The sequence below is a fragment of the Sphingomonas gellani genome (assembly GCF_900110035.1).
Lineage (GTDB): Bacteria > Pseudomonadota > Alphaproteobacteria > Sphingomonadales > Sphingomonadaceae > Sphingomonas > Sphingomonas gellani.
Map to the genome: position 1 here is coordinate 641,233 of NZ_FOCF01000001.1, position 24,263 is coordinate 665,495.

23 protein-coding genes are annotated in these 24,263 nt (G+C 66.8%); 15 read left to right on the forward strand and 8 right to left on the reverse strand.

The window, feature by feature from the left end; genetic code table 11:
* The first annotated feature begins 63 nt into the window (after positions 1 to 63).
* Positions 64 to 909: an oxidoreductase gene (locus BMX37_RS03345; protein WP_093664009.1), complete on the forward strand. Its 846-nt coding sequence runs from the start codon at positions 64 to 66 to the stop codon at positions 907 to 909.
* Between the two features lie 16 nt (positions 910 to 925).
* On the opposite strand, the gene BMX37_RS03350 is transcribed toward BMX37_RS03345, so the two are convergent.
* From BMX37_RS03350 to BMX37_RS03360, 3 genes are read right to left on the reverse strand one after another with little or no spacing between them, the layout of a single operon-like run.
* A complete protein-coding gene (locus BMX37_RS03350) occupies positions 926 to 2,008 on the reverse strand; it encodes an alpha/beta fold hydrolase (protein WP_093664010.1) in 1,083 nt (360 codons plus the stop codon).
* Entirely contained in the window at positions 1,936 to 2,922 is a 987-nt protein-coding gene (locus BMX37_RS03355) for a Gfo/Idh/MocA family protein (protein ID WP_093664268.1), read from the reverse strand. The genes BMX37_RS03350 and BMX37_RS03355 overlap by 73 nt, the downstream gene beginning before the upstream one ends.
* Positions 2,923 to 2,979: 57 nt before the next feature.
* Positions 2,980 to 3,942, reverse strand: coding sequence for an MDR/zinc-dependent alcohol dehydrogenase-like family protein (locus BMX37_RS03360; protein WP_212611384.1), 963 nt, complete (start codon positions 3,940 to 3,942; stop codon positions 2,980 to 2,982).
* A gap of 107 nt (positions 3,943 to 4,049) precedes the next feature.
* Between BMX37_RS03360 and BMX37_RS03365 the strand changes: the two genes are divergently transcribed.
* On the forward strand, positions 4,050 to 5,939 hold the full coding sequence (locus tag BMX37_RS03365; protein ID WP_212611385.1) for an APC family permease: 1,890 nt from the start codon (positions 4,050 to 4,052) through the stop codon (positions 5,937 to 5,939).
* Here the strand turns inward: BMX37_RS03365 and BMX37_RS03370 are convergent.
* From BMX37_RS03370 to BMX37_RS03380, 3 genes are read right to left on the reverse strand one after another with little or no spacing between them, the layout of a single operon-like run.
* On the reverse strand, positions 5,929 to 6,843 hold the full coding sequence (locus BMX37_RS03370; protein ID WP_093664012.1) for a glycoside hydrolase 5 family protein: 915 nt from the start codon (positions 6,841 to 6,843) through the stop codon (positions 5,929 to 5,931). The genes BMX37_RS03365 and BMX37_RS03370 overlap by 11 nt on opposite strands.
* Positions 6,840 to 7,634, reverse strand: a complete 795-nt coding sequence (locus BMX37_RS03375; protein WP_093664013.1) for a TIGR04290 family methyltransferase — start codon at positions 7,632 to 7,634, stop codon at positions 6,840 to 6,842. Before BMX37_RS03375 ends, BMX37_RS03370 begins: the two co-directional genes overlap by 4 nt.
* On the reverse strand, positions 7,635 to 8,234 hold the full coding sequence (locus BMX37_RS03380; protein ID WP_093664014.1) for a histidine phosphatase family protein: 600 nt from the start codon (positions 8,232 to 8,234) through the stop codon (positions 7,635 to 7,637).
* Between the two features lie 213 nt (positions 8,235 to 8,447).
* Between BMX37_RS03380 and BMX37_RS03385 the strand changes: the two genes are divergently transcribed.
* The 7 genes from BMX37_RS03385 to BMX37_RS03415 all read left to right on the forward strand — a co-directional run bounded on the left by BMX37_RS03385 (position 8,448) and on the right by BMX37_RS03415 (position 16,204).
* Positions 8,448 to 9,563, forward strand: coding sequence for an NAD-dependent epimerase/dehydratase family protein (locus tag BMX37_RS03385; RefSeq protein WP_093664015.1), 1,116 nt, complete (start codon positions 8,448 to 8,450; stop codon positions 9,561 to 9,563).
* Positions 9,560 to 10,681, forward strand: a complete 1,122-nt coding sequence (locus BMX37_RS03390) for an SDR family NAD(P)-dependent oxidoreductase (RefSeq protein WP_244501358.1) — start codon at positions 9,560 to 9,562, stop codon at positions 10,679 to 10,681. Before BMX37_RS03385 ends, BMX37_RS03390 begins: the two co-directional genes overlap by 4 nt.
* A complete protein-coding gene (locus tag BMX37_RS03395; protein ID WP_212611386.1) occupies positions 10,678 to 11,763 on the forward strand; it encodes a glycosyltransferase family 4 protein in 1,086 nt (361 codons plus the stop codon). Before BMX37_RS03390 ends, BMX37_RS03395 begins: the two co-directional genes overlap by 4 nt.
* The gene (locus BMX37_RS03400; protein ID WP_093664016.1) at positions 11,760 to 12,866 is read left to right on the forward strand and encodes a CgeB family protein; all 1,107 of its coding nucleotides are present in this window, start codon (positions 11,760 to 11,762) and stop codon (positions 12,864 to 12,866) included. The genes BMX37_RS03395 and BMX37_RS03400 overlap by 4 nt, the downstream gene beginning before the upstream one ends.
* Positions 12,863 to 13,951, forward strand: a complete 1,089-nt coding sequence (locus BMX37_RS03405; RefSeq protein ID WP_093664017.1) for a CgeB family protein — start codon at positions 12,863 to 12,865, stop codon at positions 13,949 to 13,951. Before BMX37_RS03400 ends, BMX37_RS03405 begins: the two co-directional genes overlap by 4 nt.
* Complete coding sequence (locus BMX37_RS03410) at positions 13,948 to 15,018, forward strand: CgeB family protein (RefSeq protein WP_093664272.1); 1,071 nt, start codon at positions 13,948 to 13,950, stop codon at positions 15,016 to 15,018. Before BMX37_RS03405 ends, BMX37_RS03410 begins: the two co-directional genes overlap by 4 nt.
* Before the next feature lie 73 nt (positions 15,019 to 15,091).
* Positions 15,092 to 16,204 (forward strand): L-dopachrome tautomerase-related protein, encoded by a 1,113-nt coding sequence (locus tag BMX37_RS03415; RefSeq protein WP_170841813.1) that lies wholly within the window; start codon positions 15,092 to 15,094, stop codon positions 16,202 to 16,204.
* Positions 16,205 to 16,215: 11 nt separating this feature from the next.
* Here BMX37_RS03415 and BMX37_RS03420 read toward each other — a convergent pair whose 3' ends face one another.
* On the reverse strand, positions 16,216 to 18,270 hold the full coding sequence (locus tag BMX37_RS03420; protein WP_093664019.1) for an NAD(+) synthase: 2,055 nt from the start codon (positions 18,268 to 18,270) through the stop codon (positions 16,216 to 16,218).
* A gap of 81 nt (positions 18,271 to 18,351) precedes the next feature.
* On the opposite strand from BMX37_RS03420, the gene BMX37_RS03425 reads away from it, so the two are divergent.
* From BMX37_RS03425 to BMX37_RS03450, 6 genes are all read left to right on the forward strand, one after another.
* On the forward strand, positions 18,352 to 18,702 hold the full coding sequence (locus BMX37_RS03425; RefSeq protein WP_093664020.1) for an arsenate reductase: 351 nt from the start codon (positions 18,352 to 18,354) through the stop codon (positions 18,700 to 18,702).
* 50 nt (positions 18,703 to 18,752) lie between these two features.
* Positions 18,753 to 19,619, forward strand: a complete 867-nt coding sequence (gene panB, locus BMX37_RS03430; RefSeq protein ID WP_093664021.1) for a 3-methyl-2-oxobutanoate hydroxymethyltransferase — start codon at positions 18,753 to 18,755, stop codon at positions 19,617 to 19,619.
* A gap of 88 nt (positions 19,620 to 19,707) precedes the next feature.
* Positions 19,708 to 20,409 (forward strand): tetratricopeptide repeat protein, encoded by a 702-nt coding sequence (locus tag BMX37_RS03435; RefSeq protein WP_093664273.1) that lies wholly within the window; start codon positions 19,708 to 19,710, stop codon positions 20,407 to 20,409.
* Positions 20,406 to 21,743 (forward strand): outer membrane protein assembly factor BamB family protein, encoded by a 1,338-nt coding sequence (locus BMX37_RS03440; protein WP_093664022.1) that lies wholly within the window; start codon positions 20,406 to 20,408, stop codon positions 21,741 to 21,743. Before BMX37_RS03435 ends, BMX37_RS03440 begins: the two co-directional genes overlap by 4 nt.
* 62 nt (positions 21,744 to 21,805) lie before the next feature.
* Entirely contained in the window at positions 21,806 to 23,179 is a 1,374-nt protein-coding gene (gene der, locus BMX37_RS03445) for a ribosome biogenesis GTPase Der (RefSeq protein WP_093664023.1), read from the forward strand.
* A gap of 81 nt (positions 23,180 to 23,260) precedes the next feature.
* Positions 23,261 to 23,710, forward strand: coding sequence for an Hpt domain-containing protein (locus tag BMX37_RS03450; protein WP_093664024.1), 450 nt, complete (start codon positions 23,261 to 23,263; stop codon positions 23,708 to 23,710).
* Here the strand turns inward: BMX37_RS03450 and bfr are convergent, their stop codons facing one another.
* Complete coding sequence (gene bfr / locus BMX37_RS03455; RefSeq protein ID WP_093664025.1) at positions 23,711 to 24,235, reverse strand: bacterioferritin; 525 nt, start codon at positions 24,233 to 24,235, stop codon at positions 23,711 to 23,713.
* Between the last annotated feature and the right edge of the window lie 28 nt (positions 24,236 to 24,263).

The window sequence follows — 24,263 nt, forward strand, 5'->3', positions numbered from 1 at the left end:
GAGCGGTGGGATCAACCGGCGTTCGCGGAACGTTCAGTCGGCACCTTTTCGAAAGTTCATCCCATGCCTCTGCCCAACGATCCCGTCTGGTTAATCACGGGATGCTCCACCGGCTTCGGCCGCGAATTGGCGAGCGCCGTGCTGTCGCGCGGCTGGCGCGCTGTCGTCACCGCTCGGGAGAAAGGGAGGGTGGCGGACCTGACCCATGGTGCGGACGAACGCGCGCTTGCCCTCGATCTCGATGTGACACAGCCGGAGCAGATCGCGGTCGCACTGGACGCGGTGCGGCAGCGTTTCGGCCGGGTCGACGTGCTCGTGAACAATGCCGGTTACGGCTATCAGAGTTCGATTGAGGAGGGTGTCGATGCGGAAATCCGCGCGCAGTTCGACGCGAACGTCTTTGGCCTGTTCGCGATGACGCGCGCCGTGCTCCCGCTGATGCGGCAGCAGGGCAGCGGCCACGTCATCAACATCACGTCCGTCGCCGGACTGGTCGGCTTTCCGGGCTCGGGCTATTATGCGGCATCCAAGCACGCCGTGGAGGGCTTTTCCGATGCCCTTGCGGCGGAGGGCGCGCCGATCGGCATTGCCGTGACCTGCGTCGAGCCGGGCCCGTTCCGCACCGACTGGGCCGGGCGCTCGCTTCATCAGACGCCGGTGCAGATCGAGGCCTATGCCGCGACGGCCGGCGCACGGCTCGACCAGACAAAGGGTTACAGCGGCACGCAGCCCGGCGATGCGGCTCGCGCCGCACAGGCGATGATCGCGGCGGCGGAACGGAGCGATCCGCCACGACACCTGGTACTCGGCAAGTTCGGGTATAATGCCGTCACGGATCGCCTACGCGAGCGGCTGCGCGGCATGGAGGCGGATCAGGAAACCAGCCTGGCTGCCGATTTCCCGGAATAAGCCGGAGGTCGCCTCCTCATGAAATCGGTGAGGCACTCTCCCGCCAAGCACCTTCGATGAACCGGGCGGTGAGGTCCGGTTGCGTTATCGGCAGCATGTGACCGCCCTCGACCATTTCGAGCCGGCCGTTCGGCAGGGCAGCCGCCGTCCTTGCACCGTGCAGATCGGGCTCCAGCACGCGGTCCTCTCGTGCGAACAGGATGTGTGCGGGGAGCGACATCGTCGGGAAGCCAGCGGCGATCTCCGCCATCTCCCCTTGCGCCCGGCCAATGTCGGTCAGCGCCGATGCGAGCACACCCGGTTGCATCGACAGCATCCCACCGCCACGCGTCATGAAATCCGGCGCTACCGGCTCCGGCGCGAAGGCCGATGCCATCGTGCGCTCGCCCGCCAACCGGCCCAGCGGCACCGCCACCATAGCCGCCAACGCGAGGCGCAGCGAACGGGGTAGGGCGGCCAGGGTCTCCGTCGCACGCGGCAGGGTGGTGAGCGGCTGTGTCAGCGGCGCGATCAACGCCAGCCCTCGCACCAAATGCGGCCACCGTTCCGCCAACGCCAGGGCAATCGCCGCGCCGAGCGAGTGGCCGACCAGCAGGGGCCGGTCCAGTTCCATGACCTCGATCAACCGGGCGATCAGGTCCGCCTGCGCGACGATCCCCGTCCGGCCGTCAGACATCACACTCGAATAACCCGCGCCCGGCCGGTCGATCAGGATCACGCGGTGGCGTTCGGCCAGTCGGTCTGCCACCCCATAATTGAAGTTCCGCAGCTGTCCGCCAAGGCCGTGGATCATCACGATCGCCGGGCCTTGGCTACGATCGACAACGTGCAGCGGGGTGCCGTCGATCACCATCATCCGGCCGTCGCGGGGGACCTCCCGCCTGGCACGTACGCCACGGCTGGCCGAATAGAGGGCGAGGGAGCCCAGAAGCGTCCCGGCCGCAGCCAAGCCCATCCCGACCCTGCGCGTGGCAGATCGGGCTCTGAGCGCCGCGGGATCATGGCGCCACATTTGTCCGTCCCCGCTCATGCCGAAGCGTAAATCGCGTCGAGCGCTTCGGCGGTCCGTACGAATTCCTCCGACCGGGCGCAGAAGCATTCCCCATCCGCCAGCCGCACGGCCCAGTCGGCGGCTGCGCGCCCGCCCCATGCGTCGGGAGGGCTCGACAGGCGATTGCTCTGCGTGCCCGCGTAACGATCCGCCTCGAAGTCGTAGAAGGAGCCGCCCACGTTGCGCATCGCGGCGGCGCCTGCCGTTCCGTAGAAGCTCGCCTCGATCGCCGCCTCGCGCCCCGCATGCAGGCGCCACGAACAGGCGAGACGCACGACCGTGCCACCCGCCAGCGTCAAGGTCGCGACCGCATAATCCTCGACCTGCGGATCACCGGCCGGGATCGGCTTGCCACCGATCGACAGGGCGGAATGAACGCTGTCCACCTCGGGAAAGCCCATCGTCCACAGCGCCAGATCGACCAGATGTACGCCCAGGTCCATCACGCATCCGCCGCCCGACAGCGCCCGGTCGTAGAACCACGGCTTGTCGGGCCCGTACGCATTGTGGAACACGAGATCGATCGCGTGGATGTGGCCTAGCTCACCGCTCCTGACCAAGGGAGCGACGGCGTTCATGGCCGCCGTGAACCGATAGGACAGGTCGACGCCCAGCAACCTGTCGGCGCGGCGAGAGGCGTCCACTACGGCACGCGCCTCCGCGGCGGAACGGCCGAGCGGCTTCTGGCAGAACACGGCAGCACCCGCGTCCAGTGCGCGGATCGACTGTTCGGCATGCGCAGCGCTTGGCGTCGCGATGACGATGCCGTCCAGCCCCATGGCCAGCATCTCGTCGTAACTGCCGACCCGCGCGGCGTCGGGGGCGGCACTCAGCGCCGCTGCGGCCATATCGTCGTTCGGCTCCACGATCGCGGCCGCTTCGACACGGCCGGTCGCGAGCATCGCCTCCATGCGGTTGCGCCCGATCCAACCTACCCCGAGGAAACCAAGTCTGGGCTTCACGCGAAACACTCCATGCAATGCTCTTCGGCGGCGTGCGAGCCGCTCCCAGACGCACGATCAGTAATCGATCAGCGCCTTGACGAATCCGGCGGGCTTGTCGCGCGTCGCCTCCAGCGCCTCCCCCAGACGATCCAGCGGATAGTGGTGCGAGTAGAGGGGAGAGGGGTCCAGGCGGCCGCTGGCGACCGCATCCACCGCCTCCTGCAACCCACGCAGGTTGACGGCCGGATCGCGCTCATGCGCGTTGATGACGTCGATCCCCTTCCAGTTCCATTCCTGCATGTTCACCTGACGCGGGCCGTCCTGGTGATAGCCCGCCACCACCAGCTTGCCGCCAAAGCCGACGATCGCCGTCGCAAGGTCGAGCGGCCATTGCTTGCCAACCGCCTCGATCACGCGTTCGCACAGCGCGCCGCCGGTCAGTTCCTTGACCCGTTCGATGATCGCCCAATGATCGTGCATCGGGATCGTCTCCGCCGCCCCATAGGAGCGCGCGAGATCGAGCGTGAAGTCGCGGCGCGATATGGCGATCACGCGCGCACCGGCCTCGGTTGCGAGGCGGGTCAACACTGCGCCCAGGAACCCGATGCCAATGATCGCCACCGTCTGTCCGGCGCGAATGTCGGCGCGGCGAAAGATGTTGAACGCGCATCCCAGCGGCTCGCCCGGAAACGGCTTGCCCGCGAGTTCCGATGGCAGCTTGACCGTCTGATCCGCTCGGGCCACGTCGTATTCTGCGAAGCTCTTGCCGGACAGTGCCGCAACCCGGTCACCGACCGCGAATGCCGTGACATCGGGGCCGACCGCATCGATCACGCCCCAGCCTTCATGCCCCATCGCGCCCGGTTCGGACGGAAAGGTCGACCATGGCTGCCCCTCGAACGGCTCGACGTTGGACGCACAGACGCCGCACCCCTCCAGCCGGATGCGCAGCTCGCCGGGGCCGGGTTCGGGCGCGGCGGCGCTGGTCGTCTCCATCGTCTTGGGCGCGGTCAGTACCGCCGCCTGCATCCTCGTCATTCGTCCTCCGCGACATGAACGGCGCCCCGATGCCCGGTAGGCACGGATGCGTCCAGAGCCAGGGAACGTATGCGGCACGAAAAGGTCGCGCGGACGTTGGCGGCAGGATGAAGATGCTGGACGCGCTGATCGGTCGACGCCTCGCCAACCGGGAGCAGGGGGAACAGAAGATAGGCTGGATCGCGGGCGTGCCCGCGATGGGCCTGGATGGGCTGGGATCGTCGTCGTACGGCCCTGAGGCAGCGCTGACGATCCTGATGCCGCTGGGCGCGGCCAGCCTGGCCTGGATCGGCTGGGTGATTGCGCCGATCGTGGCGCTGCTGGCGGTGCTGTACTTCTCCTACCGGCAGACGATCCTCGCCTATCCGTCGAACGGCGGAGCGTACACCGTGGCCAAGGAGAACCTTGGCCCCATGGCGTCATTGCTCGCCGCGGCCGCGCTGATGATCGATTATGTGCTGAACGTCGCCGTCGGCATTTCGGCGGGCGTCGGGGCGCTGACATCGTCGGTGCCGGGCTTGCAGCCATGGACGCTCGAACTCTGCCTTGGCATCCTGGCCGTGGTGGCGATCGCCAATCTGCGCGGCACGCGAGAGGCCGGGTGGCTGTTCGCATTGCCGACCTACCTGTTCCTGCTGTGCTTTCTCGGCCTGATCGGATGGGGTCTGGTACAGATGGTGGCGAGCGGTGGCCATCCGCATCCGGTGATCGCCCCACCGCCTTTGGGCCACACGATGGAGGCGGCGGGATTGTGGTTGCTGATGCACGCGTTCGCCAGCGGCTGCACCGCCATGACCGGCGTGGAGGCGGTGTCGAACGGCGTCGGCGCGTTCAAGGAACCGGTAGTGCGCAACGCACATGCCACACTGACAGTGATCTGCGTCTCGCTCGGACTGTTGCTGGCCGGGATCGCGGCGGTGGCGCATGGCTATGGCCTGGGCGCGATGGACCAGACGGCGGCGGCGTACCAGAGCGTGCTGTCACAGCTTGCCGGCGCGGTGGCCGGACGCGGCGTCATCTATTATGTCGCCATGGCCAGCCTGCTCGCGGTGTTGTGCCTTTCGGCCAATACCAGCTTTGTCGGCTTTCCCCGCATCTGTCGCCTGGTGGCCCTGGACGACTATCTGCCGCGCGGCTTCGCGGTGGCCGACCGGCGCCTGGTGTTCTCGGTCGGCGTGATCTTCCTGACCGTCACGGCCGGCGGGTTGCTGGTCGCGTTCGGGGGTATCACCGATCATCTGATCCCGCTGTTCGCGATCGGCGCGTTCCTGACCTTCACCGTCAGTCAGGTCGGCATGGTGGCGCACTGGCGGCAGCAGCAGGGGCGCAACGCCGGTCGGCTGGCGATCAATGCCCTGGGCGCCGTCACCACCTTCTTCGCTCTGCTCGTGATCGGCGCGGCGAAGTTCGTCGAGGGCGCGTGGATCGTCGTCCTGGCCGTGCCGGCGACCATCGCAATCCTGCTGCTGATCCGGCGCTATTACGATCGCCTTGGCCGCGGCATGGCGGCCACCGTGCCGTTTGCGCTGGACGATGTGGATCGCCCCACCGTGCTGGTCGCGTACGAGGAGCGCAATCGCATGACCGACCGGGCTCTGCAGTTCGCGATGACCCTCAGCCCCGATGTCCTCGCCGTTCATCTTTTGAGGCTGAGCGGGCCGGAGCAGGAGGAGGAGATCGCACGCCTGCACGACGCGTTCGAGCGCGACATCGCCCAGCCGGTGGCGGCCCGCGGGCTGACGCCGCCGCGGCTGGTGCAGATCCCCGCGCCCTATCGCGAGATCGAGGGGCCCGTGCTGGAACTGGTCGAGCGCATCGACGAGGCGACCCCCGGCCGTGCGGTCGCGATCCTGATCCCCGAACTGGCGCTCAACCATTGGTGGGAACGCCTGTTGCACGGCCGGCGCGCCCAGCGGCTGCGCGCCGCCCTGGTCGCGCACGCCGGTCCGCGACTGATGATCATCACGTCCCCGTGGCGGCGCGGCCTTACGCCGTGACGGCCGTCCGCGTGACTGCCGGGGCGTAGCGGTCGATCGCCCAGCCGCAGAAGTCCGCGAACTGCTGTGGGTCACGCGGCGGGCTGGTGTGGTGCTGCCCGTCGCCAAGATGCTCCGGTGTGAAGCAGAAGGTGAGCGTGACGTCGAAGTCCGCCAAGGCGTCCATCTGGCGGTCGAACCAGTCGGTCGCGTTCGGGCGAAAGCTGTCGGCCCAGGACAGGCCGGTACGCAGATGGCGCGTGCCCAGCCGCTTCATCCACGCCACCGCATCGTCTAAGCGCGGGTCCTGATAATGGAACCATTGCATTAGGCCCATCTCGCTGGCGACACGCGCATAATCGTCCAGCGACGGCTTGGGCGTGCCATCCTCCCGGATCAGGCCCATGTAGAAATGGCGGTAATAGCTGGACCCCTCCGCCTCCCGGTGGCGGGTTTCGGCGCCCCAGCTGTGCGGCAGGTCGAACAGCGAATACCAGAAGATGCGCGGCACCCGCCCGATCAGCAGTTCGGCGGTGCGATTGACGCCGAACACCTGCACCTCCTCGGCCCCGAAGGAGCCGACGCCCACCTCCGTCACCCAGATGGGCTTCTCGGTCACCGCCTCGATCTCCGCGATCTTGTCCGGCCATGCGTGGATCGGCCACAGGTTCCAGTCGAGCGGGAAGCCGTGGATGGCGATCACGTCCACCTCGTCCAGCCCGCCATGCCCCTCGACCCGTTGCAGCCACAGCGGATCGATCGGCGACATGCCGCCCAGCACCCGCGTCACGTCGGGATTGGCCTGACGGATGGCGGAACCGGCGCGCGTCACCATGTCGGAGAAGCGCGACCAGTCGGGATCGAGCGCCGGGTCCCAATGGGACTTGTTGTTCGGCTCGTTCCAGATCATCGCGGCTTCGATCACTTGGCACTCTCCTTGGCGGGGTAAACGGCCGCCGCACCCTGGTCGCTGTACGGCACGTCCGTGACACGGCAAAGATAAACGTCGTTCTGCGGCTGCGCCTCCACCGTGAACCCTGCGGCGCGCAGCATCGCCTCCGAACAGGCGCGGTTCGGGGCCCACCAGTTGGTCCAGTCGTCGGCGAACCGCTTCTCAATGAAATGCATCTTCGGATAAGCGGGATCGTCGAAATAGGGCGGCGGAGTCACCGTACCGGGCATGTAGAAGGGGTGGTTCTCCGGCACCTCCACCGTGTCACGCGATCCCTGTTGCAGCGTCTGGAACAGCATCAGGTCGCGCGCGACATGTTCGCGGATCAGGTCCAGCGCGAGCAGCGGGTGACGCAGATGGTACAGCACGCCCATGAAGATCACGAGGTCGAACGTCTCGCCCAGCGCGCCAACGTCATAGACGGACAGGTTGCGGAACTCGACGCCCGAAAACCCCAGCGCTTCCGTGGCGAACCGTGCCTGCGCCAAATATCGATCGTCGGAATCGATGCCCAGCACACGGTCGGCGCCGCGCTTCTTCATCTCCACCGAGTAGAAACCGGCGTTGCAGCCGATGTCCAGAACGCTTTTGCCGGTCAGGTCGGCAGGAATGACGCCGGCGAACTTGGCGTACTTGAACCGCGGGTAATCGCCCAGGAAATGATCGGGCGCGGTCAGGATGCCATCGCCCAGATCGATATTGTGGAACCAGGGGGCCAGCGCCTGCACCTGTTCGCGCAGCTCTTCCCGCGATCGCGTAACCATTCACTCAACCCCTTCGTTCAACCGCATCACGCGCCCGCCCCAATCACCCAGCACCACCTGCGTCACCGATGCGGGGTCTATGTCGAACCGCCCCACATCATCGAGCGACAGGTTCAGCACATGGCAGACGGCTGCCTTTATCATGTCCGCATGGCTGACCAGCGCGACCGCCTGTCCGTCGTGGCGCGCCGCCACCTCCGTCATGAAGCCTACGATCCGCGCCTGAGCCTCCGCCATCGTCTCGCCGCCTGGAATGCGTGCAGTGCCGCGCTGCTCGTTCCACGCCCGCCATGCGGGATCGTCGCCGAACGTGTCGAAGGCGCGACCGGTCCAGTCGCCCATGTCGATCTCCATCAGCGGTTCCGCGACTTCCGCCGGACCGATGCCACAAGCGGCGGCGATGGCGTCGGCCGTCTCGCGCGTGCGGTCGAGCGGGCTGCAAAACACATGCCGCAGCGATGCGCGACTGAGCCGTATCGCAAGGGCGCTCGCCTGCTGCCGTCCCGCCTCGCTCAGCGGGATGTCGGCCAGCCGCCCGGACAGTCGCAGGTTCAGGTGGATGTGCGCCGCGTGCCTGACAAGGAATAGGGTCGCCGCCACGTGATGAGGTCATCCCGGTTGGCGCATCGCCGGCTGGCGAGCGACCGTTGCTGAAGCCGGGTCACATGGGACCACGTCGGCAGGAACAAAGAAGAAGAAGCTTCGTTCCACAAGGCTTCATAATGGCTTGCGTCGCGGGGATGCAACGGTTCTATGTAGAACAATGCTGCCGCGCCGGATGGGCGCGGCGTTTTCAGGGGCAAGGAGTACGGCATGAGTGAAACGGTTCTGGTGACCGGCGGCGCGGGTTTCATTGGTCGGTCGGTGACCGACGAGCTGCTTCGTCGGGGCAACAAGGTCCGTGTTCTCGATGCCCTGATCGAACAGGTCCATGGCGATGTCGACGGGTCCGAGGTTCTGAACCGCGATGCCGAACTGCTGCGCGGCGACGTGCGCGACAAGGACGCGGTGCGCCGCGCGCTGGAGGAGGTCGATGCCGTCGTCCACCTGGCCGCAGAGGTCGGGGTCGGCCAGTCGATGTACGAGGTCGAACGCTATACCTCCACCAACGATGTCGGCACCGCCGTTCTGTTCGAGGCGCTGATCGATCGTCCGGTGCGGCGCGTCGTCACCGCGTCGTCCATGTCGATCTATGGCGAGGGGCTGTACAAGGATGCCGATGGCAAGCTGGTCGAGGATGCCGAGCGGCACGGGCTGAAGGATGGACTGACCAACTGGGAACCCGTCGATGCGCAGGGGCGCCCGCTGTCGCCGGTGGCGACGCCGGAGTGGAAGCGGCCGAACCTGTCGTCGATCTACGCGCTCAACAAATATGTGCAGGAGCGCACGACCCACATCATGGGCGCGCCCTATGGCATGGAAAGCGTGTGCCTGCGGTTGTTCAACGTCTATGGTCCGGGTCAGGCGCTGTCGAACCCCTATACCGGCGTCCTCGCGATCTTCGCCTCGCGCCTGCTCAACGGGCAACAGCCGATGATCTTCGAAGATGGCGAACAACGCCGCGACTTCGTGCACGTGTCCGACGTGGCGCGCGCCTTTGCCGACGCACTGGTGCTGCCGCAGGCGGCGGGCGGTACGTTCAACATCGGGTCGGGCCATGACCGCTCGGTCAGCGAGGTGGCGACCGAACTTGCGCGCGCGATGGGCAAGAACGACATCACCCCGCAGATCGTCGGCAAGGCGCGGATCGGTGACATTCGCCATTGTTTCTGCGACACGAGCAACAGCCGCGAGAAGCTGGGCTTCGAGGCGCGGCAGGATTTCGGTGCGGGCCTGGCTGAGCTTGCGGAGTGGGTGGCGGAGCAGACCGCGGTCGACCGCGCGGAACAGATGCGCGCCGAACTGGAAGCACGAGGTCTGGTGGCGTGAGCGCGCTGGATTCCGAACCGGGCATGACGGATCGGGCCGATCCGGCGACCGATCCCCGCCCGGTTCTGGTCACCGGCGGGGCGGGCTTCATCGGCTCCAACCTTGCCGATCGTCTCGCGTCCGAGGGCCATGTGGTCCGGGTCTTCGATCGCCTTTCGCGCGCCGGGGTGGAGCGCAACCTGCAATGGTTGCAGGCGAACCACGGCGATCGCATCCAGGCAGTGGTTGGGGATATCCGCGACGCGGATGCGCTGGCGGAGGCGGCACGCGGGGTAAAGGCCGTGTTCCACCTGGCCGCTCAGGTCGCTGTGACGACATCGATGGTCGACCCGCGTGAGGATCACGACATCAACATCGGCGGCACCTTCAACCTGCTGGAAGCTATCCGCCGCTCCGGGGAACGCACGCCGTTGATCTTCGCATCCACCAACAAGGTCTATGGCGATCTCGCCGACCTGGAGTTCGTCCGCGAGGGCGACGCCTATCATCCCGCCGACGCGGAGGTGCGCGCGAACGGGATATCCGAGGCGCGGCCGCTCGACTTCCACACCCCCTACGGCGTGTCGAAGGGTGCGGCGGACCAATATGTTCTGGACTATGCGCGCAGCTTCGACATCCCGACGGCCGTGCTGCGGATGAGCTGTATCTACGGTCGCCGACAGATGGGCACCGAGGATCAGGGCTGGGTCGCCCATTTCTTGATCCGGGCGCTGGAGGGGAAGCGGATCACGCTGTACGGCGACGGCTATCAGGTACGTGACATCCTCGACGTGTCGAACGCGGTGGAGGCGTACATCCAGGCGTGGCGCCGCATCGACGCGGTGCAGGGAAGGGCCTTCAACCTCGGCGGCGGACCGGGCAACGCGGTGTCGTTGCGCGAACTGCTCGCGCATATGGGCGACCTGATCGGCCGCGAGGTGGATACCGAGTTCTCCGACTGGCGTGCAGGCGACCAGCGGTATTTCGTCGCCGATGCGCGCGCTGCGGAGAGCGCGCTTGGCCTGACGCCCAGAGTACCGTGGCGTGACGGCGTCGCAAAGCTGGCCAACTGGCTGGCAGAGGAGCGGCGCATCAACTTCCCCGTCGGCGTTCAGGCGGAGCAGGCACTGGCGTCGTGACACGCCTGCTGATGACCGCCGATGCCGTCGGCGGTGTGTGGAGCTACGCGGTCGACTTGGCGGCCGGGTTGCGCGCGCATGCCGTGGAGACGATCCTGGCCGTGCTCGGCCCGGCGCCCGATGAGGATCAGCGCGCGATGATCCCGGATGGCGTGGAGATGGTCGCGACCGGCCTGCCGCTCGACTGGCTGGCCCGAGGTGCCGCATCCGTCCTCGCTGCAGGCGATGCTGTGGCGGCGCTGGCGGATGCGCGTGGGGTGGACATCGTCCAGCTTAACTCGCCCGCATTGGCTGCGAGTGGAGCCTTCACCAAGCCGGTTGTGGCGGTTGCGCATGGCTGCGTCGCGACCTGGTGGCGGGCGGCACGCGGCGGTGCGATCGATGCCGGGCTGGCATGGCATGCCGACCTGACACGACAGGGGTTGCTGGCGGCGGAGCGCGTGGTGGCACCGACCAGAGCCTTCGCAGCCGATGTGGCCGCGACCTACGCGCTACCTGAGCAGCCTGCGGCCGTTCACAACGGACGGCGGGGGTCGTCGGGGATCGGAACGTTCGTCGCGAACCACGCCTTTACCGCTGGTCGGTTGTGGGACCCCGTGAAGGGTACGCCGTTGCTGGACAATGTGGCGGGGCGGATCGACGCGCCATTCCGCGCCGCCGGGCCGGTGATCGCCCCCCATGGCGAAACCGTCACGACCCGCCATCTCGATCTGCTCGGCAAGCTGTCCGGCATGGCGATCGGTGCGGAGTTGGCGAGCCGCCCGATCTACGTCTCCGCCGCGCGGTTCGAGCCGTTCGGGCTCGCCGTGCTTGAGGCGGCGCAGGCCGGCTGCCCGCTGGTCCTGTCGGACATCGCCAGTTTTCGCGAGTTGTGGGACGGCGCCGCGACCTTCGTCGATCCTGATGACGAGGACGGCTTCGCCGCCGCCGTCTCCGCACTGCTCGCCGATCCGCAGCGACATGACCGCGAGGGCCGCGCCGCCGCGCAACGGGCGCTGCGCTACACCCCCGAGCGGGTCGCCGCGGAGATGGCGGCATTGTACGCCGACGTGCTCGGCAACCGAACGGCGAGGGCCGCATGAAGATCGCCTATTTCACCCATTCGCTTCTGTCGTGCTGGAACCACGGCAACGCGCATTTCCTTCGTGGGGTGCTGCGCGACCTGACCGCGCGCGGGCACGACGTGCGGGTACATGAGCCGGCGGGAAACTGGAGCCTGGCCAACCTGTTGGCCGATGCGGGGGAGGGTGGCCTTGATCCGTTCCGTCGCGCCTATCCCGAGCTGTCCTCCAACAGCTTCGCCACCGACACGCCCGTCGAGGAACTTGTCGGTGACGCCGATCTGGTGATCGTGCACGAATGGAACGACCCGGCGCTCGTGGCCGATGTCGGGCGCCTCAGGGCTGCGGGAGGAGACTTCCGCCTCCTGTTCCACGATACGCACCACCGGGTCGTCAGCGCGCCGCACGAGATGCAGGCGTTCGACCTGTCGGGATATGACGGGGTGCTGGCGTTCGGCGAAACCATCTCGCGGGTGTATCGCGAGTGGGGCTGGAGCAACGTCTGGACTTGGCACGAGGCGGCGGACACCCGCCTGTTCCACCCGCCGGCGCAGGAGGCGGAGCGCACCGGCCTGGTGTGGATCGGCAATTGGGGCGACGGTGAGCGGACAAGCGAACTGGAAAGCTTCCTGTTTGCGCCCGCTTCGGACGCCGGCCTGCCGCTCGACATCTACGGCGTGCGGTATCCCAACGAAGCCCGCGCGACACTGGCCCGCTATGGCGCGACCTATCACGGCTGGGCACCGAATGCTCGCGCGCCGGAGATCTTTGCGCGGCACACGGCCACGGTGCACGTGCCGCGCCGCTACTATTCGACAATCCTGCCCGGCATCCCGACCATTCGCGTGTTCGAGGCGCTGGCCTGCGGCATACCGCTGGTATCCGCGCCCTGGGACGATGCGGAAGGGCTGTTCCGCCCCGGCACCGATTATCTGGTCGCGCGGGATGGGGCGGAGATGACCCGCCACCTCACCGACCTGCGCGACGATCCGGCTTTGCGGGCATCGCTCGCCGCCTCGGGTCTTCAAACCATCTTGGCGCGTCACACATGCGCCCATCGTGTCGACGAATTGCTGGCGATCGCGGAGCAGCTCGACACCCCATCCCTTCGGAGTGCCGCATGAAGATCGCTTTCTACGGATCAAGCCTGGTGTCCTCCTATTGGAACGGGGCGGCGACCTATTATCGCGGCATCCTGCGCGCGCTGGCGTCCCATGGCTATGACATCACATTTTACGAGCCGGACGCGTTCGACCGCCAGCAGCACCGCGACATCGATCCGCCGGCCTACGCCAAGAGTGTCGTCTATACCGCAACCACGGACGCGTTGAACGGCGTACTGGCGGAGGCGGCGCAGGCCGACATCGTCATAAAGGCTTCCGGAGTCGGCGTGTTCGATGCGGAACTGATCGAGGGGATCACGCGCCATGCCCGGCCAGGGGCGCTTAAGATCTTCTGGGATGTCGATGCCGCGGCGACGCTGGACGAGATGCGCGGCGATGCTTCGCACCCGGTGCTGCGCGCGTTGCCGGACCTCGACATGGTGCTGACCTATGGCGGCGGTCCACCGGTCGTCGATGCCTATACCGGGTTCGGTGCGGCGCTGTGCGTTCCGGTCTACAACGCGCTCGACCCTGACACGCATCATCCGGTCGAACCCGATGCGCGGTTCGCGTGCGACCTGGCATTCCTGGGCAATCGCCTGCCCGACCGCGAGGCGCGGGTGGAGGAATTCTTCCTGCGCCCCGCATCGCTGTTGCCGGAGCGCCAGTTCCTGATCGGCGGCAACGGATGGGAGAGCAAGGCGATGCCGGGCAACGTCCGCCATCGCGGCCATGTCTACACCGCCGAGCACAACGCCTTCAATTGCACGCCTAAGGCGGTGCTGAACGTGGCCCGTGATTCGATGGCGAACATCGGGTTCAGCCCGGCGACCCGCGTGTTCGAGGCGGCGGGCGCCGCCGCGTGCCTCATCACCGACGCGTGGGAGGGGATCGAGCAGTTCCTGAAGCCAGACACCGAGGTCTTGGTGGCACGCGACGGACAGGACGTTGCCGACCATCTTGCCGCGCTGACGCCGGAACGCGCGCGTGCGATCGGCGACGCGGCACTGGCCCGTGTCCTCGCCGAACATACCTATTCGCTGCGCGCGGAGCAGGTGCACCGCCTGTGGAGCGAGCACCTGTCGGCCGCGCGGGACGCGGCATGAGGCTGGTCGTCCTGGGGCTGTCGCTGTCGTCCAGCTGGGGCAACGGCCACGCCACCACGTTCCGTGCGCTGTTGAAGGCGTTTGCCGCGCGCGGGCACGACATCCTGTTCCTGGAACGCGACGTCCCCTGGTACGCCGCGCATCGCGATCTGCCCGACCCCGATTTCTGTACCTTGTGCTTCTACAAGGACGTCGACGATCTGGCGCGCTTCACGCCGGAGATCGCGGGTGCGGATGCCGTGATCGTCGGCTCCTACGTTCCTGATGGCGTGGCGGTTGCACATTTCGTGCGCGAACATGCGGTTACGACCGCATTCTATGACATCGACACACCGGTCACGCTGGCCAAGCTGGACCGGAACGACTTCGAATATCTCTCTCCGGAGGTCATCCCCGGCTACGACGTGTACCTGTCGTTCACGGGCGGCCCGACGCTGACCCGGATCGAGCGGCAATATGGTTCTCCCGCGGCGAGGGCATTGTATTGCTCCGTCGACCGACAAGCCTATCGCCCGCTCGATGTATCGAAGCGCTGGGACCTGTCGTATCTCGGCACCTATAGCGATGACCGGCAACCGACGCTGGAGCGCCTGCTGATCCAGACCGCCCGTGCCATGCCGGACAAACGCTTCGTGGTGGCGGGCCCGCAATATCCCGGGACCATCGCGTGGCCCGACAATGTCGAGCGGATCGAGCATCTGCCGCCATCGGAGCATGCGGAATTCTATTCCGCCTCGCGCTTCACACTGAACGTCACGCGCGCGGACATGATCGCGGCGGGCTGGTCCCCCTCGGTCCGCCTGTTCGAGGCGGCGGCCTGTGGCTGTCCGATCATCTCCGACCGGTGGGAAGGCATCGACAGCCTCTTGCAGCCGGGTACGGAGATCATCCTGGCCGACACGACGGACGCCGTCATCGAAGCCCTTTCGGCAGCGGACGGTGCCACGATCGGGGAAGCGGCGAGGGCGCGGGTCCTGGCGGAGCACACCGCGAATCACCGCGCCGCGGAGTTGGAGGCATATCTGTCGCGCGCGGCCGAGCGCGACCGACTGGCGGGCGCTGCTTAAAGAACCCCGTTCATGAACCGATTGCGTTTCAATGGGTTGAGCACTGTTCAAACAACAGGCGGACAGCAGGATCATGAACAGGACACGGACAGTCGCGCTGGCGCTGGCGGGAGCGGCGGCACTCGGCGTCGCGCTGGGCGGCGCCGCCTTTGCACAATCGAGCGGCCCCGCCACGTTGGTTGCCAGCTTCGACCATCAGGTTACGGGCGTCGCGGTCGCGCAGGATGGCCGACGCTTCGTCAACTTCCCGCGCTGGACCGACGATGCGCCGATTTCCGTGGCGGAGGTTTTGCCTAATGGCAGCCTGAAGCCGTACCCGGATGCGAACTGGAACAGCTGGCGCAACGTGCGCGCGGGCGAGCTTTCGGTGGCCGATCACTTCGTTTGCGTGCAGTCCATCGTGCCCGACAACCAAGGGCATCTGTGGGTCGTCGACGCCGGAGCGCCGGGCAACGAGCGCATCCTAGAGGGCGCGCCGAAGCTGGTTCGTATCGATCTGGCGACCAACACCGTCAGCAAGGTCATCCCCGTCGCGGCCGACGTCGCCCTGCAGGGGACGTACCTTAACGACATCCGCTTCTCACCGGACGGGCGCACCGCCTACATCACCGACAGCGGCACGCGTGGTGCGATCATCGTTATCGACCTGGACAGCGGCCGGGGGTTCCGCGCCCTGGATGGGCACCCGTCTACGCAGGTCGAGAAGTCGGTGAAGGTCACGCTGGATGGAAAGCCGCTGGTCCGTCCCGATGGCCGTCAGCCGATGTTCGCATCCGACGGCATCGCGATCTCCAATGATGGCAAGACGCTCTACTATCAGGCGCTTACCGGCAAGACCTTGTACGCGATCGATACGGCCCGGCTGCGTCCCGATGTCAGCGAGACCGATCGGGCGGCGGGCGTGCGGCGCGTTGCGACAACCCACGTCGCCGACGGTTTGTGGATGAGCAAGGCAGGCGTCCTCTACCTGACCTCGCCCACCGATTATTCGATCACGCGGCTGGTGAAGGACCATACGGAGACGGTGCTGACCGACCGTCGCCTGCGCTGGCCGGATACCTTTTCCGAGGGGCCGGACGGACGCATCTACGTGACCGCCAGCCACATCCAAGACACGCAGTGGTTCACCCCGGGTGCGCCGCCATCGATCCGGACGCAGCTCTTCTCGTTCTCACCGAAGCGCTGAGCGGCATCCAATCAGGACGGGACGTTCGCCTCCAGCTCCGCGAGCCAGGAGGCGGCCGTTCCGTCCGACGGCGCCCGCCAGTCGCCCCGCGGCGACAGCGCGCCGCCTGCCGATACCTTTGGCCCATTTGGGATGGCCGAGCGCTTGAACTGGCTCAGCTGAAAGAAGCGGCGCAGGAACTTGGCCAGCCAGTGACGGATCGTCGGCAGGTCGTAAGCGACCCGCGCTTCCACCGGAAAGTCTGCCGGCCAGCGTCCAGCCTCCGCGTCTCGCCAGGCGTGCCATGCCAGAAACGCGATCTTCGACGGTGCCAGTCCGTGCCGAATGACGTAATGCGCAAAGAAGTCGTTCAGCGCATACGGGCCGACGAGATCCTCGGTGCTCTGCATCGCGCCGGTCTCGGCATCCGCTGGCACCAGTTCGGGCGAGATCTCCTGCGCAAGGATCGCCGCAAGTACCGCGTCGGTGTCAGCGTCATATTGGTTGGTGCGGATGCACCACCGGATCAGGAACTGGATCAGCGTCTTGGGCACGCCGGCGTTGACGGCATAATGGCTCATCTGGTCGCCCACGCCATAAGTGCACCAGCCCAGCGCCAGTTCGCTCAGATCGCCGGTGCCCAGCACCAGCCCTTCACGCTGGTTGGCCAGCCGGAAGAGGTAATCGGTGCGCAACCCCGCCTGCACATTCTCGAACGTCACGTCGTAGACCGGCTCGCCCTGGCCGAAGGGGTGGTCCATGTCCTCCAGCATGCGCTTCGCCGCCGGCCGGATGTCGATCTCCGCGCCCGTGATCCCCAGCGCGCGCATCAGCGCCCAGGCATTGCCCTTGGTGCCTTCTCCGGTCGCAAAGCCGGGCATGGTGAAGCCGAGGATGTCGCTGCGTGGCCGGTCCAGCCGGTCCATCGCCTTGGCCGCGACGATCAGCGCGTGGGTCGAATCGAGCCCGCCCGACACACCGATCACGATTCGCTTCGCGCCCGAGGCCGACAGCCGCTTGGCGATCCCCTCCACCTGGATGTTGAACGCCTCGAAACAATCCGCATCGCGCTTGGCCGGGTCGTTCGGCACGAACGGGAAGCGGCGGATGTCGCGCATCAACCCGATGTCGCCGTCGTCGGCAGGATGGGAGAAGCCGATCCGGCGAAAGCGGCGCTCCGGGTGTCCCATGGCGATCGCGGCGTCGTTGAAGGTGCCGTTGCGCAGTCGCTCTTGGGAGAGCCGCTCCAGATCCAGATCCGCGACCACCAGTTCCGGTTGGCGGCAAAAGCGCTGCGACTCGGCCAGCAACTCACCCAGTTCGTAGATGAAGCCCTGTCCGTCCCAAGACAGGTCGGTCGTGCTCTCCCCGATGCCGGCGGCGGAATAGATGTACGCGCTGCTGGTCCGCGCCGATTGCGCCGCCGCCAGCATCATCCGCTCGCGCGCCTTGCCGATGACGATGTTGGACGCCGACAGGTTGCAGCACACCAACGCCCCCGCCAGCGCACCCGCCGTCGAGGGTGGAGTTGGAGCCCAATAGTCCTCGCAGATTTCGGCATGCACCACGAAGCCGGGGCGATCCTCGGCCGCGAACAACAGGTCGGTTCCGAACGGTACCTCCGCCCCGTTCAGCTCGATCGACAAACCGGTCAGGTTCATGCCGCTCGCGAACCAGCGCTTCTCGTAATATTCGCGGTAGTTCGGCAGAAAGGTCTTCGGCACGACGCCCAGCACCCGGCCGGCTGCAATCGCCAGCGCGCAGTTGTACAACCGGCCATGCCGGATCAGCGCGGCACCGACCAGCAGCAACGGCCGCAACGTCTCGCTCGCGACCCGGACTCTCTCGATTGCGGAAAGGGTTGCGCGCTGATGCGCCGACTGCATGTGAAGATCGTCGATGGCGTAGCTGGTCAGGTTCAGCTCCGGAAACACCAACACGTCGACACCCTGCGCATCGGCGTCGCGAGCCAGTGCGATCGTGGCGTCGGCATTGGCCTGGGTATCGCCCACCGTCGCCTGAGGTGTCGCGGCGGCGACCCGCAGCATCTGGTGGCTGGACAGGGCGTAGAAGGGATGATCGGCCATGGTCCCTACTAACGTGGGGCGCAGCGGAACGATAGCGAGCGGGGCTTGCGAGTATGGGCGCCGGTGGGTCAGGGAGCATGCATGACAAACGCGACCCTGTTCGGCATCCCCAATTGCGACACCGTGAAGAAGGCGCGGACGTGGCTCGGCAGCCACGATGTCGACTATGCCTTTCACGATTACAAAAAGGCCGGCGTCGATCCCGCCACGCTGCGGGAATGGGTAGAGCGCGTGGGCTGGGAGGCGCTGCTCAACCGCTCGGGCACCATTTTCCGCAAGCTGCCCGACGATGCGAAGCATGACCTGGATGCGGAGCGGGCGATCGCGATCATGATCGCCCACCCGTCGGCGATCAGGCGGCCGGTGCTGGTGCTGGACAATGAGATCGTGGTCGGCTGGTCACCGGAGCGGTACGCGCAACTGTTCGGGTAGGCACACCGCATGGCTAGCCGCTCGGGCGGCCAGCCGCTACAATCTGCCCGATGTCCACCACCTTCACAATCGACACCGGAACCAGTCGAGCGACGCCTACGCCCGCGCCGATGAAGCGACTGACCGTGCCCGCGATCCGGCAGCGCAAGGGCCGCACGCCGCTGGTGATGCTGACCGCGTACACGGTGAGGACGGCGCAGATCCTGGACCCGCATTGCGACATGCTGCTGGTGGGCGACAGCCTGGGGCAAGTGATCTACGGACTGCCCTCCACCGTGCCGGTGACGCTGGAGATGATGGCGGCGCATGGCGCGGCAGTCGTGCGCGGCAGCTTCCACGCGCTGGTCACGGTCGACATGCCGTTCGGCAGCTATGAGGCCAGTCCCGAAAAGGCGTTCGAGAGCGCGGCGTGGCTGCTGAAGCAGACGGGCGCCGCAGCGGTGAAGCTGGAGGGTGGCGAGGCGATGGCGCCGACGGTGCACTTCCTGACCGAGCGCGGCATTCCCGTGATGGGCCATGTCGGCCTGACGCCGCAGGCGGTCAACGTGCTGGGCGGCTATGGTGCGCGTGGTCGCAGCGAGGAGGAGGCGGCGAAGATCGTCGCGGACGGTCGCGCGGTCGCGGACGCCGGTTGTTTCGCGCTGGTGATCGAGGGCGTGGTGGAGCCGGTCGCGCTGGACCTCACTCATGGCGTCGCTTGTCCCACCATCGGCATCGGCGCCTCCGCCCAATGCGACGGCCAGGTGCTGGTTGCCGAAGACATGCTGGGTCTTTTCGAACGCACGCCGCGCTTCGTGAAGCGGTTTGCGGACATGGCCGGGCTGATCGACGGCGCCGCTGCGTCCTATGCCGAGGACGTGCGGTCCCGCGCGTTCCCGGGCGAGGGCCAGGTCTACGCCGCGAAGCCGCCCGCGTAGGCATCCGTGAGGGCCCCCATTGCGGGACGCCGCGCGCGGCCCTAATGCTCGCGCCTTTCCTGTCCCGTTGCTGATCCGGAGCCTTTTGTTGGCCATCACTCCCCAGAACAACCAAGCCTTGCTGCGCGAGGTCGATGACGAACTGCGCCGCGACCAGCTGGTCGGCTTCTGGCGCCAATGGGGGCTGTGGCTGATGATCGCTGTCGTCGGCGCGCTGGCGGCGTTTGGTGGCTGGCTGTTCTGGCAGCATCGTCAGCAGGCCGCGGCTGGTGTGGAGGGCGAACAGCTTTCGTCCGCCTATCAGGACATCGCGCAGGACCAGCCAGCAAAGGCGCAAGGCACGCTCGCCAATCTCGCAAAGTCGGACAGTGGCGGTTACCGCGCGGTGGCGTTGCAGACCGAGGCGGACATCCTGCTTCAGAAAAAGGACCTGAAGGGGGCCGCTGCGAAGTTCGCGGCAATCGCCAACGACACGTCCATCGCGCAGCCGTTCCGCGACCTGGCGCTTGTTCGCCAGACGGCGGCCGAGTTCGACCAGCTGAAGCCGCAGGTGGTGATCGAGCGCCTGCGACCCCTGACCGCCAAGGAGAACCCGTTCTTCGGCAGCGCGGCCGAGATGGTCGCCATGGCGCAACTGCGTGCCGGCCGGCGTGACCTGGCAGGCCAGTTGTTCGGGCAGATCGCCAACGACAAGGACGTGCCAGACTCCATCCGTCAACGCGCGGTTCAGATGGCCGGCGCCATGGGCGTCGACGCCGTGGCCAGTAACAAGGGTGTCAAAACGCGATGATTTCCAACGTGCGGCGCGGCGGGTTCCGGGCGGGCGTGGCGTTGGCCGCGCTCGCGATGCTGTCGGGGTGCGGCGTGTTCAAGGGCGCGCCGAAGAAGACGCCCACCGTCGGCAACCGCGTGCCGATCCTGACCTCCGAGAACGGCGTCGAAACCGATCCGTCGATGGCGGCGGTGGAAGTGACCTTGCCCGCGCCCGCGCCCAACGACAGTTGGACGCAGAGCGGCGGCAATGCCTCAAAGTCTATGGGCCACCTGGCGCTGGGCGAACAACCTGTGCGGTTGTGGCAGGCGACGATCAACGGCGGATCCAATCGCGAGCGCCTGGGATCGTCGCCGGTGATCGCCGACGGCAAGCTGTTCGTGATCGACGTGGATGCGACCGTACACGCTTTTTCGGCGGATACCGGCGCGGTGCTGTGGAGCACCACGCTGTCTGAGGACAAGAAGAACCACGCCGCGTTGTTCGGTGGCGGCGTCAGTTACGACGACGGCAACGTTTATGCCACGGACGGGCTGGGTGACTTGGTCGCGCTGACCGCGGCCGACGGCAAGGAGGTCTGGCGGTCGAAGCCGGGCGGGCCGCTGCGTGGCGCGCCGACGATCTCCAACGGCAACGTCTATGTCCTCAGCCAGGACAACCAGATCTTCGCGCTGGGCCAGAACGACGGCAAGGTCGTGTGGACCCAATCCGGCACGCTGGAATCGCAGGGGGTGTTCGGCGTCGCCGCGCCCGCCGCGAGCCAGGGGACCGTGGTCACCGGCTTTTCGTCGGGTGAGCTGAACGCCTATCGCTACGAGAACGGCCGTGTGCTGTGGCAGGACGCCCTGTCGCGCACGTCGATCACCACCTCCGTGTCCAGCTTGGCCGACATCGATGCCGATCCGGTGATCGACGATGGTCGCGTCTATGCGGTCGGGCAGGGCGGGCGCATGGTTGCACTGGAACTGTCGACCGGTCAGCGCCTTTGGGAGCAGAACTTCGCCGGGATCTCCACCCCGTGGATCGCGGGTGACTGGCTCTACGTTGTGACTGACGACGCCCGCCTGGTCTGCCTGGCGCGCACCAACGGCAAGGCGCGCTGGATCGTCCAGCTGCCCGGATTCCGCAACGCCAAGAAGAAGAAGGGGCCGATCACCTGGTTCGGTCCCGTGCTGGCGGGTGGCCGACTGGTGCTGACCAACAGCGACGGCCAGATCGGCTATGTCTCGCCTGCCGACGGCAAGCTGCTCGGCACGACGGAGACGAAGACGTCGATCACGCTGCCGCCGGTGGTCGCCAATCAGACGCTGTACACGCTGGACGGCCGGGGCCGGATCACCGCATTCCGCTGACGCGGACGCGATAGTTGCTGGCGCGCTTTGCCGTCGGCGACGATCCCGCCTAAGGGCAGCGCATGTCTCATCTTCCCACCGTCGCGATCGTCGGTCGTCCCAATGTCGGCAAGTCGACTCTGTTCAACCGTCTAGTCGGAAAGCGGCTGGCGCTGGTCGATGACCGCCCGGGGGTGACGCGCGACCGCCGGGAGGGTGATGCGCACCTGCTCGGGCTCGACTTCCGCATCATGGACACGGCCGGGTACGAGGATGAGGACCCGGACACGCTGCCGGGTCGCATGCGCCGGCAGACCCAGTCGGCGGTGGACGAGGCGGATGTGGCGCTGTTCCTGGTCGACGCGCGCGCCGGCGTGGTGCCGCTGGACGAGGAGATCGCCCGCTGGCTGCGCACCGCGGACACGCCCGTCATCCTGGTCGCCAACAAGGCGGAAGGCCGGGCCGGCGATCAAGGCGTGTTGGAGGCTCTCGCGCTCGGCTTCGGCGATCCGGTGCAAATGTCGGCCGAGCATGGCGAGGGTGTCGCGGACCTGTTCGAGGCGCTGCTGCCGCATATCGGCGAATGGGAAACGCCGGAGATCGAGGAAGAGGACGAGAGCCTCGACGCGCCGCTGAAACTCGCGATCGTTGGGCGTCCGAACGCCGGCAAGTCGACGCTGGTCAACAAGATGCTGGGCGAGGACCGCCTGATTACCGGACCGGAGGCGGGGATCACCCGCGATTCGATTGCTGTCGATTGGGACTGGGTTGCGCCCGACGGAAAGACGCGTCAGGTGCGCCTGATCGACACCGCCGGCATGCGCAAACGCGCCAAGGTGCAGGACAAGCTGGAGAAGCTGTCCGTCGCCGACGCCCTGCGCGCGGTCGACTTCGCGGAGGTTGTGGTGCTGTTGCTCGACGCCACGCTGGGGCTGGAGGCGCAGGACCTGCGCATCGCCGACCGCGTGCTGGAGGAAGGACGCGCTTTGGTCATCGCGCTGAACAAGTGGGATGTCGCGGAAAACGCGTCGTCGCTGTTCAACGGTGTGCGCAAGGCGCTTGAGGATGGCCTCAGCCAGGTCAAGGGCGTGCCGCTGCTGACGGTGTCCGCCAACACGGGCAAAGGGCTGGACGTGCTGTTGCAGGTGGCGTTCGAGACACGCGCGGCCTGGTCGCAGCGGGTCGGCACCGGCGAGCTCAACCGCTGGTTCGAACGCGCGATCGAGGCGAACCCGCCGCCCGCGCCCGGCGGCAAACGTATCAAGCTTCGCTACGTCACACAGGTCAAGACGCGGCCGCCAACCTTTGTCGTGTTCGGGACGCGGGTGGACCAGCTGCCCGCCAGCTACGAACGCTATCTGGTGAATTCCGCCCGACGCGAACTCGGCTTCGGCGCAGTGCCGATCCGGATGACACTACGCGCGCCGAAAAACCCGTTCGGCAACAAGTCGGGCTGACGGCAACCGCCTGTTTACTCCTGACCGTTAAGGCATTCGCGCAACCGTTGCCGCGCCCTGCGGTCGACAAAGGAGGCGCAGGTGTCGTTCGAAGGCAGCACATTGGTCGACTGGACCATCTTCGCCCAGGCACGTAGCGAATTGGGCGCGGGTTTCGTGCGGATCCTCGGATATTTCCGCGAGGACGGCGTCAAGTCGGTCGCCGCGATCGAAGCGGCGATGCGCGCGGCGAATGCGACCGCGCTCGTCATCCCGGCGCACACCCTGAAGGGCGAGGCGCGTCAGTTCGGCGCGGAGCCGCTGGGCGACTTGGCCGAACAGATCGAGACGATCGCGCGGGATTGCGTGGAGGCGCACGATACGCCCGATCAGGCGCTGGAACTCGTGGTGAAGCTGCGCCCGTGCTTCGAGGAAACACTGACCCTGCTGGAGCGGGAGGCCAACCCGCTGATCGAACGACGTCCGCCGCCAGGCGGGCCGGGCGGCGGTTTCGGGCGGCGGAACCCCGGAGGGTTCGGCCGCGCCGGTTGATCACTCACCCTTGAGGTAGGGGGCGGCGCCAGCCTGGGGTTTGTCGTGTTCGGGCAGCGAGTTGAGCTGCACGTAATTGTGGATGCCCATGCGGCCGATCATCTCGAACTGCCGTTCCAGCGTGTCGACATGCTCCTCTTCGCTCGCAAGGATGCGGGAGAACAGGTCGCGGCTGATGAAGTCCTGTACTTCTTCGCAATAGGCGATCGCGCCGCGAAGCTGCTTCACCGCCTCCAGCTCCATGTCGAGATCGGAGCGGATGACCTCCTCGACGGTCTCGCCGATGCGCAGACGGCCGAGCAGCTGGAAGTTGGGAAGCCCATCGAGAAACAGGATGCGCTCCGACAGCCAGTCGGCGTGCTTCATCTCGTCAATCGACTCCATCCGCTCATATTGGGCGAGCTTGTAGACACCCCAATGGTCGAGCAGGCGGTAGTGCAGCCAATATTGATTGATCGCGGTCAGCTCGTTCTTGAGCGCTTCGTTCAGAAGGTCGATGACCTTGGGATCGCCTTTGACTGCCATGCCGTATTCCTCCGTTCAACGCACCTAA